This is a genomic window from Agrobacterium larrymoorei (assembly GCF_013322225.1).
Lineage (GTDB): Bacteria > Pseudomonadota > Alphaproteobacteria > Rhizobiales > Rhizobiaceae > Agrobacterium > Agrobacterium larrymoorei_A.
In genome coordinates this window covers 64,894-83,876 of sequence record NZ_JAAMFB010000022.1, presented here as the reverse complement: position 1 = coordinate 83,876, position 18,983 = coordinate 64,894, and the positions used below count along the sequence as shown (strand labels likewise).

The window sequence follows — 18,983 nt, the reverse complement described above, 5'->3', positions numbered from 1 at the left end:
CCGGACGTGATTTTCACGCCCGGCAGGCAGGCGTCATCAACCGCGTTTTGGAGCCTTGTCGGTCAGGGAAGCATGGTCGAGCCGGAAAACGGATGCCCGTGGATGCGCTTCGAAGTTCTGCACCCAGGAGCGTTTCGCCGCAAGAACATCGAAGAAGCAGGGAATGATGGAGGGAACGCTGTCGTTCATGATCTCCTGAGCCTTCGTGTAAAGCTCGGTACGTTTCCCTTCATCCGCCGTTCCGCGCGCTTCCGTGACGAGAGCATCGAAGTCCTTGTTATTCCAGCGTGTCTCGTTCCAGGCGGCATCGGAGGTGTAAAGCAGCTTGAAGATGCCGTCCGGTGTCGGCTGCATGTTGTAGAAGCCGACGTAGAAGCTACCCTTCTTCCAGACCTGCTCCAGATAGGTGGCATGTGGCATGGTCTGCACGTTGATCGTGATGCCGGCTTCCTTTGCCATTTCACGCATCGCCACGGCGAGCTGGGTTCTGACTGCTGGCCGGTCGGAAGCAATCAACGTCACTTCCAGGCCATTTGCGTGGCCTGCTTCGGCCAGAAGCTTTTTGGCTTCTTCAATATTCTTCTGTCTTTGTGCGACCTGCGTGAAGAAGCGATAGGAAGGGTTGAGCGGCGTGTCGTTGCCAACAGTGCCAAATCCTTCGGTCACGAATCCGACCATGGCTTCGCGATCGACCGTCAGCGCGATCGCCTTACGGACACGGGGGTCATCGAACGGTGCCGTATCGCAACCGAAATTGATGTTGCAGAACTGGCCGGAAGGCGTTCTCAGCGTCTCTACGCCATCGCTGCCGTCGACGCGCATGAATTCGGGCGGCTGAATCGTGGAGACGATATCGATATCGCCTGCCAATAGGGCAGAGCTTTCCGCAGAGGTATCGGGGAAGACCTTTATCTCGACACGATCCAGATAAGGACGCGCTGGATCATAGTATTTTTCGTTGCGCTCGACGACGATCAGGCGGTCCGCTTCATAGGAAACAAGCTTGAACGGACCCGTTCCCACGGCCTTCGTCGACAGGCTTTTGAGATCACCCGTCGCGATGGAGGCCGGGATGATCCGGGCATTTGTGTAGGCCATTGCGACCGGCAGGTCGGCATAGGCGCCGGAGAGTTTGAAGACGACTGTCAGGTCATCGGCTGCAATCACATCGGCAATGGGACCGACATTGTTGCGACCGGGCGAAGCGGTGGCAGGATCAAGGATTGCCTTGAAGGTCGCAACGACGTCTTTCGATGTCAGCGGCGAACCGTCATGGAAACTGACGCCCTCGCGCAGCTTGAATGTCCACTCGGTCAGGCCTTCATTCGGGCTCCAGCTTTCAGCCAGATCCGCTTCTACGGACATGTCCACCTTGAGCCGGGTAAGGTTGCTGTAGAGGAGTTCGGTGACGAGGTACTCAGGCGTAACACGGGTCAGCAAAGGGTGGATTACGCTGACCGCCTGATCGACCGACACTCTGAGAATGCCACCCTTGAGCGGGGCTGCGGACTGAGCGAATCCGAGCGCGGGAGCTGCAAAAATGGCAGCGGTTCCTGCGAGAAAGGCACGACGTTTAATTTCCAGCATTTCATTGTTCCCTTATGATTGTGTTGCGTTTTCTGGAATGTCTTCAGCGGCGAAATCCGCCGCAAGATAGGCAAGGATACTCTTGGCGAGTGCCACGATGTCTTGACGGGTGGTGTGTTCTTCGGGGCTATGGATGCAGCTTTCCGGACGCCCTAGGCCTCCAAGCAGCACCTCGGGTCCAAAGCCCGCCTTCTGGACATATCCGAAGTCGGAACAACTGGCCGCTCCCCACTTGCTGAAGTCGTCCTGGCTGTACCCGAACCCGACGCTCAATGCCTTTTGCCAGCGTGGCCAGTGAGGTCCATCGGGATCTTCGGTCGGAATGAGGTGGCCGACGAGGTCGAAGTCTACGTTCAGATCAGATCCGGCGACGCACTCCAGCACCTGTTGTTCCAGCTCGGAGCGCAACTCATCGAAGGACTCTTCTGGCGCGTAACGGCGAGACACGAGTATTTTCACCTCGGCTGGGACCTGACCTCCGGCCGTGCCGCCGTTTATGGCAGCGATATTCAATGATGGCCGCAGCGGTCCAGTCGCATGCGGCGGCGGCGCAAGGCTTGAAGCCTTCGTCGCGACTTGTGCCTTCATGGCTGACAGCGCGTTCAGGATGGGCAGAGAACCATCAATCGCATTCACACCGTTTCCGGTGCGATTGCCTTCACCAGCGTGGACGGCATGCCCGCTGACTGTGATCTGAAGATTGAAAACTCCAAAACAACCGGCCCAAATGCGAGGCGCAGCTGAACCGTTAAAGTTCAGAATATGCCCTTCCAGCATTTTTTGCTCTGCAAGATACCGGATTCCAGGATAAAGGCCGCCTTCCTCATCCGTGCACAGAAGCATCATCGGGTCGTAGAAGAGTGGCAATCCGGATTTTTCTGCAGCGCTTAGTGCGAGAAGCGTCGCAGCGATCGTACCTTTCATGTCGGCAGCACCAAGACCGAATAGCTTGTCGGCTTCGATTGTCAGTGACAGGGGATCACGCTTCCAGCCTGGCGCTACCGGCACGGTGTCGACATGGTAGTAAAGTCCACAAACCGGTCGTCCGCTTCGTTTGCGCGCGACGACGTTGACGCGATCGCCATAGGCTGGTCCGTTTTCCACAAACCACAATTCACGGGGAACTTCGATGCGTTCAACATCGAACCCCAATGGCTTGAGAAGTTCAGCCATCAAATCGGCGAAAGCAGCATAGCCGCGCCCCGGAGGGAAAGAGGTGTCGATTGAAACCATTCTGGACAGATTGGAAACCGCCGTTTCAATGTCGCTTTCGATAAGCGCTAATGCAGAAGCGAAGGTCTCGCTTTTTGACGCGGCGTGTTTCACTTTCATCCAGTCCTCTTCAAGACGACAGCGGAAGAGCAGGAAGGTTGCTCTTTAATATAAACTATATAGTAATACTGCGCAGAGAGTGGCGAAGAGTCAACTCCAAAGAAAAGGCAATCGCGTGGACGAAATGCACAATAATTCATCACCCTCCATGAAGCTCTCGGAAATCACGCTTCCGCTTTACGAAGTTGTGAAGCGAGAAATCACCGAGGCCATCATGATTGGTAAGTTCGGCCCCGGCGCCGTTTTGCCGAGCGAGATTGCTCTGTCGCAGATGTACGGTGTGGCCGTGGGTACCGTGCGAAGAGCTTTGATGGATTTAACGAATGACGGTCTCTTGAGCAGGCGTCGCAAGACGGGAACTGTTGTCACAGGGCGAAAACCCCAGCACAGCCTGCGCCTTTTTTTCCAGTACTTTCGCCTGCACGGGATTGACGGTTCGCTCGGCAAATCGGTTACGAAAGTGACATCGATTACGAATGCGAGCGCATCGAGGTCAGACGCTCAAAAGCTCCAGATTTCTGTGGGTACACCGGTGATCTATTTTCATCGCATCCGTTATTTGGATGACTCCCCGATCATGCATGAGACGCTTACGCTTCCTCGTGAACGGGTGCCCGATTTGCCGGACACGCCGGAAGACATGCCCCCACTCTTCTATTTGCATCTTCTGGAGAAGTACGGGATCAGGATCTCAGCAATCAGGGAACAAGTAGCAGCCGACCTCGCAAACGAGGAGGACGAGAAATGGCTCAATCTCAAGCGGCCGGCAGCGGTCCTGACGATTGAGGAAATTGCATATGATCAGGTCGCCGTTCCCGTTCTCTATTCCGAACACAGGGCAACGACAGCCCATCACCGGTACGTCAACGAAATTCAGTGATAGGTTCAGTGTCTTGTCGCTGGACAGAGATTGACCACTGACCGTTATGCTGCCGCCAAGCCGATTTGATCGTGTCGATACCTACCTTCGTCGGTAGGGAGTGATCACTTCCGATTGTTGAAGTGCAGACGCGAAAGACTCTGCCAGTCAAAACGGTATAGCCTCCGAAAATCGCCTCAGCGCACCAACCGACAGGTTGTCGATGCAAATTAGACATAAAATCATTGAGTTAGATGTCTCCCCTACCCTTTCGCCAAGCTCGCGCCGCGACAGCTTGTGAATGGAGTGGAATTGACGCAACCTGCTACCGATAACCGCAGTCAGTGACACATTTTGCTTTCAGGGTGTTCGCTATGCCGCAGACACGGCTGGGCGACACATGAAGACAAGGGCTTAGGCATACGAAAAAAGGCTTGTTTCGACGTACAAGTCGCGGAATGATGCCCAATCTTCAGCAGGGGAATACCATGGACCACCAGAGCAAAACCAACATGCCCAACCTTGGGAACTTCTGGATGCCCTTCACGGCAAACAGGCAGTTCAAGGCGTCGCCGCGTTTATTGGCCAGTGCGGACGGGATGTATTACACCGACGTCGATGGCAACAAGGTTTTGGACGGCACTGCTGGACTATGGTGCGTCAACGCCGGTCATGGTCGCAAGCGCATTGCACAGGCCGTCGAGCGACAGCTCTCCACCATGGACTTCGCCCCTACCTTCCAGATGGGTCACCCGATCGCATTCGAGTTTGCCGAGAAGCTCGCGGCTAACGCCCCGGGTGGCGCAGCGGCTCAGCTCGATCGCATTTTCTTCACGGGCTCCGGCTCCGAATCCGTCGATACTGCGCTTAAGATAGCAATCGCCTATCAGCGCGCTATTGGTCAGGGCACCCGTACCCGCATCATCGGTCGTGAAAAAGGTTATCACGGTGTCGGCTTCGGTGGCATCTCGGTCGGCGGTCTCGTCAATAATCGCCGCGTCTTCCCGCAAATCCCGGCAGACCACATGCGCCATACGCTGGATGTCGAGCGCAATGCTTTCAGCAAAGGCCTGCCGCAACATGGCGTCGAACTGGCAGAGGATCTGGAGCGGCTCGTCGCGCTGCACGGCGCTGAAACCATTGCCGCCGTCATCGTTGAGCCGATGTCGGGCTCGGCAGGGGTCGTGCTTCCACCCAAGAGATATCTGGAGCGGCTGCGCGCCATTGCCGACAAGTACGGCATTCTCCTGATTTTCGATGAGGTCATCACCGGCTTCGGACGCCTCGGCAAACCTTTCGGCACGGATTATTTTGGCGTCGTGCCGGATCTCGTCACCACGGCCAAAGGCATCACCAACGGAACCATTCCGATGGGTGCGGTCTACGCGAAGCGATTTATCTACGACGCGCTGATGCAGGGGCCTGAAAACCAGATCGAACTTTTCCACGGCTACACCTATTCCGGCCATCCGGTTGCCTGCGCCGCTGGCATCGCCACACTGGAGATTTATGAGGAAGAAGGACTGCTGACGCGGGCCACCGATCTTGCAGAGACGTGGCAAAACGCCCTTCACTCTCTGAAGGATGCTCCGCATGTGGTCGATGTCCGTAATCTCGGCCTGGTCGGTGCCATAGAACTTGCACCGAGAGAGGGAGCGCCGGGAACCCGCGCCTACGACGCCTTCGTCGACTGCTTCAATAAGGGTTTGCTCGTCCGCGTGACTGGCGACATCATTGCGCTTTCTCCGCCTCTGATCGTGGAAGAAGCGCAGATCGGCACTATCGTTTCCATCATTTCAGACGCTCTCAAGCGCGTGGCATGAAGACTATTCGCAAAAGTCTGGAGCGGCAAACCTTGCCGCTCCATATTTGAAACAGTGTATTTTATTCAAACTGCCGTCGTTGCTACGGCTTTGATTTCACAATAAAAATCACAACCGCAGAAAGCTAAATCAAGCTTCTCTTTCATCACCTTGTATGAAGAAATTTTAGGTCGGATGGATCGCTATCGGCAGCTTTTGGAGCGAGATTTTCAGCGACTCGCTCAGCGACTTGAAGAGTCTGTACTCTTATGTCCGGTACAGCAGTAATTTCCCAAAACTGCCCTGCTGTCAAGGCGCCAACCGCAAACACGTTACAGCGAGATACGTGGCTGTTGACGATAGCCGAATGCCCATCGACCTGAATGCCAAGGCCGAGGGGATCCATTTCCACCAGACCCTTGGCGTTCATATCCTGCAGCAGCGGCGAGTGACCAATGCCAGCTCGCTCCATGCCCGTGCAGTTTACCAGCCAATCGAATGAAAGAGTTTCCTCCTTCTGCGAACCGCGCACTCTGTAGGTCAACTCGTTGCCATCGGTCGCACGAGCGATCTTATGTACGAAACCCGCATGAATAGTCACTGTGCCATCATCTAGGAGTTTACTGAACACATCATGCACCTGTGGAGCCACGCGGTGCCGGTGAATGTTCCACCAAGCCAGGGCATGTCGAAGAAACCGTCCCCGCTGCTCTGGGCCAAGCTGCTGCCATAGCTTCTGCGTTCTTGGCCGCAAACCATCCATAACGGCGCGCCAGTCAGCCCCTTCCCTCACCTGCCTTCGCAAGGCGGCCAGTATCTGGCTGATCTCCGGCTTCTTTATATCCAACGCAGGCTCAACGGTATGAACGGGAGTGCGACTGTGGCCGTGAGGTGCAAGCCCCCTGCGGGAGAGTACATGTATCTTCCCGGTATGCCCCATATTTCGAAGCGAAAGCACCTGATCGATCATTGTCAGTCCGGACCCCAAAATACAGACCGTATCGTCCGGGCGCACTTTCGAAAGCCACCCCAGCCGCCAGGGATTTCGCACGACACGACGCAGCAGCGCAATATCCGGTTCAGAAGTTAGCCGCGGCAAACTTGCAGTTCCGACACCGAGGCAGAGAACAACATTAGACGCCTCAAGCGTGCGACCATCATTCAGGCAGAATATCGAGAGCTCTTCCCCAACAGAGTTGCAGGTCACGGCTTTGGCCTTGATGAAGTCCACCCTCCCCCGTTGCGATTGCGCCCGCATAAGTGAAGCGAGCGTGTCTCTGAGATAAAGCCCATAGTCATGCCGAGACGCAAACCCACCTGCGTCTACCGAAGACTGACGCTTCTCCAGCCATTCCAGGAAATCGCTCGGTCTATCCGCAAATGCGCTCATGCGGGCCGCTGGCACGTTGAGGCGATGCAGATGCAGTTCCGTCCGATAGGCTGTCCCTCTGCCGAACCCGGATTCATCTCCCACGATGGCGATTGATGCTTGCTCCGGTAGGAGGCGAAGAAGATTGATGGCGGCACTAATCGCCGAGAACCCCGAGCCGATGACGGCCACGTCGTAAAACATGATCTATCTCCTCATTCACCTCGACCCAGAAGAGCGCAAGCGGGACAGAAAATCAAATGATACTCATCGACTATGTAGGACGGGTGTTACCATGATTACTACCGTCGCACTCCGCTTGCGCTTCGCACTCGAGCTTGAAACGGGAGATTGATAGCAAGGTATCCGATGCGAGTCGCAATCGACAGCCGAACTTGCCATCTTCATAGGGCGGTTAGCCGCGGCTAACGACGAATTAGCCGGCTTAGATTGCTGAAAAGATTCATGTTTGAGTCTGAAGAATGGCTATTGCGCCCAAAAGAGAATCGGCGCTTATATTCCAGTTGCGGTAAAAACCGTTTTTAACGGTAAAAAACGCAACTGACAAAACGAACGGAAACGAGTGAGATGACACAAAGCGGCGAGACAAACCCTGCTGAAAGAGCACCTGATTTGACAGGGCTCATTCTACAGCATTCAGCCGCGCTGTCTGCACAGTTGCAGGCGCATAACGCGAATACTTTTGCGCCGCTTGCCGAAAAGACCATGCGTCATTTCTCTCCGTCTGAAACCGCAAAGCTGATCGGGATTGGAGAAGCCTATCTCCGCCAGATCGCATCGGAGCTGCCTGACCTCAATGCGTCTCAAAGCGGCGGGCGTCGCAGCTATTCTGTCGAGGACATCCACGCCATCCGCAAATTCCTTGATCAAGGCGCGCGCGGTGGAAGGCGGTATCTTCCCCACCGTCGAGAAGGCGAAGACCTGCAAGTCATCGCGGTTATGAACTTCAAGGGTGGCTCCGGCAAAACCACAACGTCCGCTCACCTCGCGCAATATCTGGCGCTACGCGGCTACCGCGTACTCGCTATCGATCTTGATCCGCAGGCAAGTCTCTCTGCCCTGTTCGGTCACCAGCCGGAACTGGACGTTGGGCCAAACGAGACTTTATATGGCGCAATCCGCTACGATGAAGAACAGCGTCCCGTCGCCGAAATCGTCCGCGGAACTTATATTCCCGATCTGCACATCATTCCCGGCAATCTCGAGCTGATGGAGTTCGAGCACGATACGCCGCGCGCATTGATGCGTCGTGCGCCGGGCGACACTCTGTTCTTTGCCCGCATCGGCCAGGCCATTGCCCAAGTGCAGAATTTCTACGACGTCGTTGTCATCGATTGCCCACCGCAGCTCGGTTATCTGACGCTGTCTGCCCTAACGTCAGCCACGTCCGTTCTCGTTACCGTCCATCCGCAAATGCTGGATGTAATGTCGATGAACCAGTTTCTGGCAATGACCGGCGATCTGCTGGCCGAAATCGGCAGGGCAGGGGCTCGCTCCGATTATCACTGGATGCGCTATCTCGTGACCCGCTTCGAACCGAGCGATGGACCGCAAAACCAGATGGTCGCATTCCTGCGTTCCATCTTCGGAGAAAACGTACTCATTCATCCGATGCTGAAAAGCACCGCCGTCTCCGATGCCGGTCTGACGAACCAGACACTGTTCGAAGTGGAGCGCACCCAGTTTACGCGCTCGACTTATGACCGGGCGCTGGAATCCATGACGAACGTCAATGCCGAAATAGAAAGCCTAATCAGAAAAGCTTGGGGTAGAACCGCATGAGCAGGAAACAGATCTTCGCCAATCTCGGCAGCGGCAACTCTGAAAACGTCAAGAATGACCCGGCGGCTGCTCCGGTTGAGCGCTCCCGTCCGCGTATTCGCCCGATTCTCGGCTCACCAGAGTTAGTCACGGATATCGTCAATTCTCCCGTCGGGATGATTGGCCAGTCGCTGAACGAAGTTTCCGAACGCAGCAAGCGCGCAGAAGAAATCGAAAAGAAGCTGGCGGAAGGCCTGTCCATCGTCTCCCTCGACCCGTCGGACATCGATCCTTCCTTCATTCCAGACCGCATGCCTGCGTCCAAAGAGGACGATACCGGCCTGGTTGAGGCCATCCGCGAGCAGGGCCAGCAGGTGCCAATTCTTGTTCGCCCCCATCCGGATTATCCAGGCCGTTACCAGGTGGCTTTCGGTCATCGCCGTCTGCGCGCTGTCGCGGAAATTGGTATCCCTGTTCGCGCTGTCGTTCGTGAACTCACTGACGAGCAGTTGGTCGTTGCGCAGGGGCAGGAAAACAATGAACGCCGCGACCTGAGCTACATCGAGAAAGCACGCTTTGCCCAGAAGCTTCAGCTGCGGTTCTCACGAGACACGATCATGGCTGCCATGTCTCTCTACAAGAGCGACTTGTCGAACATGCTTTCGGTCGTCGGACGCATCCCTGACGATATCGTTGATATGGTTGGACCAGCACCTGGCGTCGGCCGTCGCAACTGGATGGACCTTGCCGAGCAATTGTCCTCCTCCAAGGTCAACGAAGCCGCTCGTGCTTATCTGGCCGATCAGAGCGTCGTCAACCTTCCTTCTGAAGAGCGTTTCAAGGCCCTTCTCGATTTCCTCAAGCCGAAGGCGCAACCGAAGCGTACCGGCGTCTGGTCTTCGCCCAGTGGTCAGAAGCTGGCGAAAATCGTGGAGTCGGACCGCAAGGTGGATATTTCCATCGACCGTAAGGAAGCACCGGAATTCGCAGAATTCGTTCTGGAACATCTACAGTCACTGTTCGAAGAGCATCGCTCCAAGCAGTGATTTTTGTTTGAACCCTTGATGTAAACAATACAGGAGCACGAAGCCCAAAAGAAAAAAGCCCCCGAACGTTGCCGCGCGGAAGCCTTTCTTTGATTTAAGCACCCGAAGAATCTCATTTCCGCGAATCATAGTCAAGAGTCTTGGCATCGAATTCTTTTCGGTGAGCGATTTTCTTTTGCCTTTTTGAAGGTGAGAGACATGAATAGCGATATTGTAACGACGCCTTTCGGGCGGCGAGGGGTTTCTTTTGGCCTTCTTGCCCGTCAGTTCGCGTCGAAGACCATCGATCCTGCGCGATCTATCGACAAGTGGAAGCTATTTCGCACCGTCTGCGAAGCACGGCCATCGCTCGGTATATCAGACCGTTCTCTGGCAGTTCTCAACGCACTGATCAGCTTCTACCCAAAGTCGGAGCTGTCGGAAGAAAACGGGCTTGTCGTGTTTCCGTCCAATCAGCAGCTTTCCCTTCGAGCCCATGGCATGGCGGAGCAGACACTTAGACGGCACCTCTGCGCCTTGGTCGACGCCGGTTTGATCATCCGGAAAGACAGCCCAAACGGTAAGCGTTATGCCCGCAAGGACAGGGCAGGCGGAATCAGCGACGCCTATGGTTTTTCGCTGGCTCCCCTCATTGCCCGCACCGAAGAACTTCAGGAAATGGCAGCGGTGATTGTAGAGGAGCGGCTTCGTTTGCAGCGGCTAAGAGAGAAGATCACCATTTGCCGACGCGACATCTTCAAATTCATCGAACTGCTCCAATCAGAGCATGGCGAACAATCCTGCCAAACTCATGAAAGTAGATATCGAACCGTCATTTCACATCTTGATCGTAAAACAAAGGCTCCGCATCTGGCTCTTATTCTGGAAGAATTGGACGAGATTCGCTCTGCCCTGGCTAACCAGTTGCAAAATCACGCAGAAATCCAAAAATTAAGCGCCAATGCCTATCAAAATGAGCGGCTTATACAGAATTCAGAATCCGAATCCATTCTTGAAGCGGCTCATGTTGCAGAAACAACTTTTACCTCTGCATCCGCCGAAGACGACCATGCTCAAGAAGGTGTAAACGACCGGTTAAAGCAGAAAATATCTCCACAGACACCTGTTACACCCATCAGCGAAGAAGGTTATGATCTTCAGACGGTTCTCCAGGCATGCCCTGAAATCGAAGCCTATGGCCCAAAATGCGCTATTCGCAGCTGGCAGGACATGAAAGTTGCGGTGAATGTGGTCAAAACCATGCTTTCCATCAGCCAGTCTGCTTATGACGAAGCTGAAAAGGTAATGGGTACAAAAGGAACATTAACAACCATAGCTTGCATACTGGAACGATCCATCGACATAAAATCGGCTGGCGGATACCTCAGAAGCCTTACACAGCGGCAGAAAACCAATGAGTTTTCGATGCGGCCCATGCTCATGGCGCTTCTGAGATCGAAAATGGCTGCGAGGCATCTCCCGGGCGTGAGCTGAGACTATGCAATCCCCGAGAAATAGACGCGTACGTAGAGCGATTAAATTTGACTAAGAAAGGAAAGATTTCTATGTGCAGGCGACTATATCTGAAGGGGCATAATTTATGGGTACAGCAAATTTGACCGTCGACAGCAACACAGTCGAACCGAGTCGCACCAAGCGACTGAGGGCTGCAACAAGCCAGGCGCATAAGCTGCTCGATGGGTTCATCATGTCGTTGAAGCCTTTCGAAAGCCGGGAAAATTTCGGGAAGTTCGTACAGACACAGTATCTGTTTCATAGGGACTTGGACGCTTTCTTCTCCAATGACACGCTGGACAAGCTGCTACCGGATTTGAAGGGCCGCCGCCGTCTGGGCTTCATCGAACAGGATCTTGCGGATCTTTCGCTTGAAACGCCCGCTGTATCTGACGCACATTTCAGCGCAAACAATGTTGATTTTGATCTTCCAGAGGCGTTGGGCTGGCTCTATGTCGTTGAAGGCTCAAACCTTGGAGCCGCGTTTCTTCTGAAAGATGCCGCAAAGCTCGGCCTTGGCGAAACATTCGGTGCACGGCACCTGGCAGGGGCGCCGGAAGGTCGCGGTTTGCACTGGAGAACCTTCACCGCTGCGATGGATGAGATCGAACTCACGCCCGATGAAGAAGGGCGCGTCATCGCTGGAGCAGAAGCCGCCTTCAACGCCGTGCATGACTATGCCAAGCGCTTGATGGCCTGAACTTTTCCACCTGAAACATGACGACGTGGCGGGCTGGATGCCTCTGGCATCGAATAGTTCAATAAAACTCATAGGTTCGCCACTTCACTACAGTTGCCATTGAAGTTTGCCTGTCCTACATCATTCAGGTTTTTAAAAAGGGACTTCGCATGGCGAAAATCAAGAATGTCGCGATCCAGATGGATCATGTCTCCAGCATCAATATTGCCGGGGACTCCACCTTTGCGATCAGTCTTGAAGCGCAGGCGCGGGGTTACCGCCTGTTCCACTACACGCCCGACCGGCTTTCCATGCGCGATGGAAAGATTTACGCGACCGTCGAACAGATGGAGCTGCGCGATATCAAGGGCGACCACTATTCCCTGTCCGCACCGGAGCGGGTCGACCTCTCGACCATGGACGTTATCCATCTGCGCCAGGATCCGCCATTCGACATGGCCTACATCACCTCGACGCATCTTCTGGAACGTATTCACCCAAAGACGCTGGTGGTGAACGACCCGGCCTGGGTGCGTAACTCGCCGGAGAAAATCTTCGTCACGGAGTTTGCGGATTTGATGCCCGCAACCCTGATTACCAAGGATGGGTCCGAAATTGCGCGTTTCCGGCAGGAAATGGGCGATATCATCCTGAAGCCGCTCTATGGCAACGGCGGGGCAGGTGTGTTCCATTCGACGCGCGATGACCGCAATTTCTCGTCGCTTCTCGAAATGTTCGGCCAGATGTTCCGTGAACCCTATATCGCCCAGCAATACCTGCCGGATGTCCGCAAGGGTGACAAGCGCATTCTGCTGGTCGATGGCGAGCCGGTGGGCGCAATCAACCGTGTCCCGGCTGAAAACGATGCCCGATCCAACATGCATGCGGGAGGGCGCCCGGAGCCCACGGAACTAACCGCGCGTGAAAGAGAGATTTGCGGCCGTATCGGACCAGCACTGCGAGAACGTGGCTTCCTCTTCGTGGGTATAGATGTTATCGGCGACTATATGACGGAAATCAACGTCACGTCTCCCACAGGCATTCGCGAAGTCAAGAAATTCGGCGGTGCCGATGTGGCAAGCCTTCTTTGGGATGCCATTGAGCGCAAGCGCGAGGCCCAAGGCTGAGCGGAGCGGACAATGCGCTCGCACGGCCTCAGTGCAGGAGTGGGCGCTGCTCCGGTCGTTCCATATAAAGCTGCAGCAGTGTCACCGCTTGTCTCAGAAGCATTTCCATGGACCGCAGATCCTGCGTGGCAAGCTTGCCGGCTTCACCCTGCAACATGCTGGAAACGGACCTGAAATTATCCACGAGGCGGAATTCGCCCAGTTCGAAGGCATGGTCGGCCGCATTGTCCAATGCCTCGGAAACCGTGTCGAACATCGCGGTCCGCTCATTGAAGTCCATGTCATAAAGAGATTTTGCCTCTGACTGCATTTTATCCTCCGCAAGCGCCCATCCCGCGCTCGCGCGACGGTGAAAGGCTACGTTGTCGTTGATGTGGTTGCATTGGAGATGGGGACGGTACCCGAAATGGACAAGTAAGGGCTGACATGAAACCATTGCATGGCGGTGAAGACGGCGATCTACCACTCGATCGGGGTGCCGTCGTAAGCAAAGAAATGGCCCGTTTGTGCCGCTTCCAACGCGTTCAGAACCGATAACATCCTGCGGGTGCTTTCAACCGGCTGCATGCGCTCCCGCCCGGACGCATAATCCTGTGTTAACGGCGTTGCGACGGTGCCGGGATGCAGTGATACTACAACAGAGGCGGGGTGAGTCCGGGCGATTTCCACGGAAGCCGTACGAACGATCTGGTTCAGTGCTGCTTTCGATGCCCGATAGGACATCCATCCGCCAAGCCGGTTATCGCCAATCGAGCCGACGCGGGCCGAAAGAACAGCAAGAAGGCTGCGCTCTCGACGGCACAGTTTCGAAGAAAAATGCTTGAGCAGGAGTGCAGTGCCAACCGCATTGAGGGCGAACTGCTTCATCATTGCTTCCGGGGAAATCTGCTTGAGAGATTTTTCCGGTCCGACACCGTCGATGGTGAGGGCTCCCGTTGCGCAGAAGATCAGATGCAGATCGCCTTCGATCTTGTGAGCTGCATCGGAAACGCTCTGTTCGTCGGTCACATCCAGACCATCTGCTAGTCTCGAAAGACGCTGGAGCGAGCCGCATCGCGGATCTTGTCCAATCATATCCGCGACGCTAGATCCTATGCCGCCGCTGGCACCGATAACCAAGGCGCGGTAGCCTATAGGCAGAGAAGTCATGGTGAAAACGGCTTCATCCGGCATCAGACAGGCGCTCCTTCATCCAGCTTTTGGAGAAACGTCTTTGCGGTTTGGCGGTAATCCTGCTTTTGCGCGGTGTCCATTCGCTGCCATGAGGCATATACCTGCGCCAGCCGTCGGTTTCCGCCAAGCTTCTTCTGGTGCCGGGCGAGGAAATCCCAGTAAAGCGAATTGAAAGGGCAGGCACCTTCACCGGTCTTCTTTCGCACGTCGTAATGGCAACCGGTGCAATAGTCCGACATTCTGGAAATATAGGCGCCGCTTGCGGCATAAGGTTTGGAGCCAAGAAGACCACCGTCGGCAAACTGGCTCATACCGATTACATTCGGCATTTCCACCCATTCGAACGCATCCGCATAAACTTCCAGATACCATTCATGCACGGCGCGCGGATCAAGCCCGGCCAGAAGGGCGAAGTTACCGGTGACCATCAGACGCTGGATATGATGGGCATAGGCGTGTTCTATAGTCTCACCGATGACGGTGGCGAGACAGTTCATCCGGGTTTTTCCACTCCAAAAGAAGTCGGGCAGTGGGCGTGAAGCCTCAAAGAAATTGCGGTCTCCATAATCCGGCATGAACAGCCAGTAGATGCCGCGCATATATTCCCGCCACCCGATGATCTGGCGGATGAAACCTTCTACCGCATTGAGCGGAGCACGCCCTTCCAGAAACGCGCGTTCCGCCGCACGGCACAGATCAAGCGGATCGAGAAGGCCGAGATTGATGTAGAAAGATAGCAGCGAGTGGTTGAGGAAGGGATCGCCTTGCAGCATGGCGTCCTGCGTTTCGCCGAAACCTGGAAGAAAATCGGTCAGAAATGCATCGGCCGCCTTTTCCGCATCATTCCGCGTAACCGCGAAACCGAAGCCAGCACCGCTTCCCATGTGATCGTGAAATCGGCGGTCTACAAGTTCGATGACGTCCTTGGTCACTGCATCCGGCTTGAAGCGGGGATGGGCAGGGCGGAAAAGGTCCGGTTTGGCGGGCTTCCTGTTTTCGGCGTCGAAGTTCCATTTGCCGCCGACCGGTTTGTCGCCTTCCATCAAGAGCAAGGTCTTTCGGCGCATTTCCCGATAGAAGAACTCCATCGTCAATTGCTGCCGCCCCGAAGCCCACCTTTCGAACTCGTCCTTTGCGCAAATGAAACGATGGTCAGTTCTGACCTCGACGGGTGTTTGAGTAATGCGCGCCCATTGATTGATGGATTGAAGAACACGCCATTCGCCAGGTTCGGTGACGAGGATACGCAGAGGCTCTATCTCTGCGACCGCTCGCTGCAATTCGCCTGTGAAAGAACCGCTATTCTCCGGGGCATCGAGCTTTATGTAACGCACCTTGTAGCCGCGCCCGCGCAGTTCGTCAGCGAAATGGCGCATGGCAGAAAGGATGAGAATGATCTTCTTGCAATGATGCCGGACATAGGTGGTTTCTTCCGCCACTTCACACATCAGCACGACGTCGCGACCGGGCACTGCGCCGTCCAGGCTCGATATCGAATGTGATAATTGATCTCCAAGAATGAAGATCAGGTTCGGTTGGTCGCTGGTCATGGCCGCTCAACGCCAGCGATACTCCATCTGTTCCCACAGGGACGAGCGAAGATAAAGAGCCGTGAACTCACGAAGAACGCGCGGCCATCCGTGGCGCGAATATCCCGGCCTACGGATGGCGATTTCTGGAACGGACCGACGGTGGGCCTGGCTTATGTCACGAAGGAGGCTTTCGATCAGGCGGCTTGCGTGTGGCGCTGGCGGTTTGCCTCGCGCACTGCTGCCCAGTCCATCGGCGTGATGTCTTCCTTGTAATACCGTTCCTCGAGCAGCTTTTTGAAACGCGAACTCGTCGTCCAGTTTGCTTCGGGAAAGCCGGGGTCGGGATAGTAGTCAAGATGCTGGCTGACGCTGTTTCTCGTGAGTGCCCACAGGTTGTCGTCCATGCTTCTCGTCAGCCTCTCGGCGCGTTCGCCTTCCTTAATGTTCTGATAGATGCCCATTCCAATAAGAATACCGGCGTTCAGAAGATTGAATGCGCCGCCAAGGGCCGACATCAGTGCGCCGCCTGTACCGGTGAAGAGTGTCGCAAAACGACTGAGTTGAAGCGTCGTGGCTGGCACCAGCGTTCTTGCGAGAGACAAGGTGGCATCGACGGCAACGCCCACGTCCGATGCCAGCATTACGCCCTGAAGAACTTTCTCGGTGGTATCGAAACTTCCGCTCCTCAGTCCGCGGATGAAGGAGTAGATGTCGACCGGCAGCCATGCGATGTCGACAAGCGCGCTTAAAGATCCCCCCAAAGTTCCAGCGACATCCCGTCCGACCTTTTTTGCCGCATCGGCATATTCACCTATTTTGAATAGCGTTCGGGCGTCGACGACCGGATCCTTGATGGTCATCTGCGTCAGATCGAGTGCGTATGCAGCGCCTTGAGTTGCATGAAGGGTGATCCCGGCGATGGTGGAAGGATTGAGGTTATCGGCGTTCAGGAAGCCCCCGGCGATTGTTCGCGTACCCACCAGGAATGCGGCGCTCCACTTCGAGAATGCCTTTCGCTGTGCATCGATACTGACCGTTCCTTCATTGAACGCGCCGCCGGAGGCACTCACCAGATCCTGCACCTGTTTGAAAATGCGTTCTACGCTGCCACCCGGCTTTATGCTGGACCAGACATTGTGCATCAGATTGAAGACGTTGGTTTCGGAGCGCGCCAGCTCTTCTGGATTGCCAGCGAAAAGCCCTTCGGAAATCGATCTTGCCAGTGGCTTTATGAGCTGTTCCTCGACCACGCTCGTGAGCTGGAAAAGATCGTACACGACGCCCGAAACGTTGTTATCCGGCAATTTTTCTTGGAAGTCGCCGACCATCTTGTCGGAGTATTTTTTCAATCCCTCAGCGCCGTACCGCTGTAACAGGCTGGAATCCCACATCCGGCTTTCCGTACCGAAAACCTTCTTCGCAATGCCCGCCTGATCGGTGGCCGTACCGCCTGCTGTGGAAACCGCAGGCGAATTTTCGGCCATTCCCTTGCCGGCATAACCGGTTCCCAAGGCAATCATCGCCTGCATATCCTGAAGTTCGAAACGGGCGCCGCCGACCGCAGCCCTTCCAAGGCCGTTCAGCAAAAGATTGTCCGCGATGACTGTGCCTCGAACCATGCCGCCCAGCGCAGTGACGATCTCGTCGGCGTATTTGGCCAGTGGGCCTTTCCCGGCGGTCAGGTCGCTTCCGATCTTGTCGACCGCCGCTGAAAGGGAGTTCTCGTCGAAGCCGCCCTCGAGCTTGCCCGACAAACCCCGCATTTCCGTGAGGAGCTTTTCGATGAATTCCGCACGTTCTGCTTTTTTCGAAGGCGAGGTGCCGATGACCTGATTGGCAATGGTAACGGCGGTCGGCAGGTATACGGCATCCAGCGTATCGCTTTTGATGCGCCCCTCGAGACCAAGGCTTTTGATTTCCGCCCGGGTCTTGTCATCGACGTCCGTCATGGCCAGATGTTCGTCGAACCTTTCCGCCTTGAGACCTAAGCCGAGGTCGACAAAGGTTTTGCCATCCACCGTTGGCGTTACAAGACCTATGGTGTCGAGCTGCTCTGGCGAGAGCGCTGAGCGGTTGGTGAGATAGGTCAGCTCTTTCAAGGCGTCACCGGTGTCCGGCAGAAGCGGGGACACCTTGGCGCTGTAGAATTCGTCATAGGCTTTCTGGGTAGCGTCCTGACGGCTTTCGATAAAGTCCGAAGACAGCACAGCCGCATAGGCTTTGAGAGCTGTGTTGTACTTTGTCAGTATCGTGTTTTCGTTGAGGCCTCTGCTCTGACCATCGGCAAATATTCCACCATTGGCGATCTTGGCGTCGAATTCGCCCTCGAGCGTGCTCCGCATCGCGCTGAGCGAGGAGTCGTAGGCTGCATCGTATTTATCCCCGTCCTCCTGAAATCTCTTGCCCGAAAGGATTTCGTTGAATCCTCGCAGATATTCGCTGGTCAGCGCGGCGGCGACTTCCGGATCTTCGAGAAGTGTGGTGATGGCCTCGTCTACATCCTTGTCCACCTCCCGCTCGTTCCTGATCATAAGATATTCGGAGGAGTTTTCCGTGGAACGATATTGCTTGTATTGCGCCCACTGCCCCTGAAGCTTCAGGAGATCGGTGTAGCGCGCCATCTTCTGTTCGGGCGTGTAGTTCTGCGGATTGACATAGACGTCCGTGCCTTCGGAGGGGCGTGCAGCACCTTCATATTTGTCGACAAGGTAATGGTAGAACTCATTACTCAGCCGCGCGTCGCTGGTGAATTTATTGATCAGATCGCTGACGTCAGCAAAGCCCTCCGTATTGTCGACTGGCTGCTGCTGAAGCTTGTTTGGTGGGATTGAAGCCTTGTACTGATCCTCTGTGATCGGATTGAACTTGTCGTCATAACCGATGATACGTCCCTCGACTTCGCCCGTGGTTCGCTGGGAAGGGTCCGGGGCAGAGATTTTGGCGATAAGCGCATCCGATGCCGGTTCTGCCGTAAGGCTGAGCAGTATGCCGGATGGCGCTTTTTCTTCGCCTTTGGCGCCATCGACAACGACGTCTGCTGAAAATGGCGAGATGGCTCGGCGACCCATTACGCCAGTCTCTTGCCCGCCTTTTTGAGGGTTGGCATCGTTTTTGCCAGAGCGCTGGTCCAGAATGCTCGCAACGTCGATCGTATTTGAAGTTGTAAAATTTGTTTTTGAAAGCTCGGCCATGCAATCGATC

At 55.3% G+C, this 18,983-nt stretch carries 14 protein-coding genes; 7 read left to right on the top strand and 7 right to left on the bottom strand.

Features of this window, described 5'->3' with window-relative positions; genetic code table 11:
* Nucleotides 1-36: 36 nt before the first annotated feature.
* Nucleotides 37-1,587, bottom strand: coding sequence for an ABC transporter substrate-binding protein (locus G6L28_RS13750; RefSeq protein WP_174064395.1), 1,551 nt, complete (start codon nucleotides 1,585-1,587; stop codon nucleotides 37-39).
* A gap of 12 nt (nucleotides 1,588-1,599) precedes the next feature.
* Nucleotides 1,600-2,919, bottom strand: a complete 1,320-nt coding sequence (locus G6L28_RS13745) for a M20 family metallopeptidase (RefSeq protein WP_234902572.1) — start codon at nucleotides 2,917-2,919, stop codon at nucleotides 1,600-1,602.
* Nucleotides 2,920-3,043: 124 nt separating this feature from the next.
* Here G6L28_RS13745 and G6L28_RS13740 point away from each other — a divergent pair, with 124 nt between their 5' ends.
* Together G6L28_RS13740 and G6L28_RS13735 are read left to right on the top strand one after the other, a co-directional pair.
* Entirely contained in the window at nucleotides 3,044-3,799 is a 756-nt protein-coding gene (locus tag G6L28_RS13740; protein WP_174064394.1) for a GntR family transcriptional regulator, read from the top strand.
* Between the two features lie 467 nt (nucleotides 3,800-4,266).
* On the top strand, nucleotides 4,267-5,601 hold the full coding sequence (locus G6L28_RS13735) for an aspartate aminotransferase family protein (protein WP_174064393.1): 1,335 nt from the start codon (nucleotides 4,267-4,269) through the stop codon (nucleotides 5,599-5,601).
* Between the two features lie 145 nt (nucleotides 5,602-5,746).
* Here G6L28_RS13735 and G6L28_RS13730 read toward each other — a convergent pair whose 3' ends face one another.
* A complete protein-coding gene (locus tag G6L28_RS13730) occupies nucleotides 5,747-7,153 on the bottom strand; it encodes an FAD/NAD(P)-binding protein (protein ID WP_174064392.1) in 1,407 nt (468 codons plus the stop codon).
* A 384-nt stretch (nucleotides 7,154-7,537) separates the two neighbouring features.
* On the opposite strand from G6L28_RS13730, the gene repA reads away from it, so the two are divergent.
* The 5 genes from repA (at nucleotide 7,538) to gshB (ending at nucleotide 13,077) form a co-directional block, all read left to right on the top strand.
* Entirely contained in the window at nucleotides 7,538-8,752 is a 1,215-nt protein-coding gene (gene repA / locus G6L28_RS13725; protein WP_174064391.1) for a plasmid partitioning protein RepA, read from the top strand.
* Nucleotides 8,749-9,777 carry a plasmid partitioning protein RepB gene (repB, locus tag G6L28_RS13720; protein WP_174064390.1) on the top strand — a complete coding sequence of 343 codons (1,029 nt, stop codon included), beginning with the start codon at nucleotides 8,749-8,751 and terminating at the stop codon, nucleotides 9,775-9,777. Before repA ends, repB begins: the two co-directional genes overlap by 4 nt.
* Nucleotides 9,778-9,975: 198 nt before the next feature.
* On the top strand, nucleotides 9,976-11,250 hold the full coding sequence (gene repC, locus G6L28_RS13715; protein WP_174064389.1) for a plasmid replication protein RepC: 1,275 nt from the start codon (nucleotides 9,976-9,978) through the stop codon (nucleotides 11,248-11,250).
* A 106-nt stretch (nucleotides 11,251-11,356) separates the two neighbouring features.
* Nucleotides 11,357-11,971, top strand: a complete 615-nt coding sequence (locus G6L28_RS13710; RefSeq protein WP_174064388.1) for a biliverdin-producing heme oxygenase — start codon at nucleotides 11,357-11,359, stop codon at nucleotides 11,969-11,971.
* A gap of 149 nt (nucleotides 11,972-12,120) precedes the next feature.
* Entirely contained in the window at nucleotides 12,121-13,077 is a 957-nt protein-coding gene (gshB, locus tag G6L28_RS13705) for a glutathione synthase (RefSeq protein WP_174064387.1), read from the top strand.
* 28 nt (nucleotides 13,078-13,105) lie between these two features.
* Here the strand turns inward: gshB and G6L28_RS13700 are convergent, their stop codons facing one another.
* The 4 genes from G6L28_RS13700 to G6L28_RS13685 form a co-directional block, all read right to left on the bottom strand.
* A complete protein-coding gene (locus G6L28_RS13700; protein WP_174064386.1) occupies nucleotides 13,106-13,387 on the bottom strand; it encodes a hypothetical protein in 282 nt (93 codons plus the stop codon).
* A 149-nt stretch (nucleotides 13,388-13,536) separates the two neighbouring features.
* The gene (locus G6L28_RS13695) at nucleotides 13,537-14,250 is read right to left on the bottom strand and encodes an SDR family NAD(P)-dependent oxidoreductase (RefSeq protein ID WP_234902571.1); all 714 of its coding nucleotides are present in this window, start codon (nucleotides 14,248-14,250) and stop codon (nucleotides 13,537-13,539) included.
* Nucleotides 14,250-15,800, bottom strand: coding sequence for a cryptochrome/photolyase family protein (locus tag G6L28_RS13690; protein WP_174064385.1), 1,551 nt, complete (start codon nucleotides 15,798-15,800; stop codon nucleotides 14,250-14,252). Before G6L28_RS13690 ends, G6L28_RS13695 begins: the two co-directional genes overlap by 1 nt.
* Before the next feature lie 176 nt (nucleotides 15,801-15,976).
* Entirely contained in the window at nucleotides 15,977-18,973 is a 2,997-nt protein-coding gene (locus tag G6L28_RS13685) for a hypothetical protein (RefSeq protein ID WP_174064384.1), read from the bottom strand.
* Between the last annotated feature and the right edge of the window lie 10 nt (nucleotides 18,974-18,983).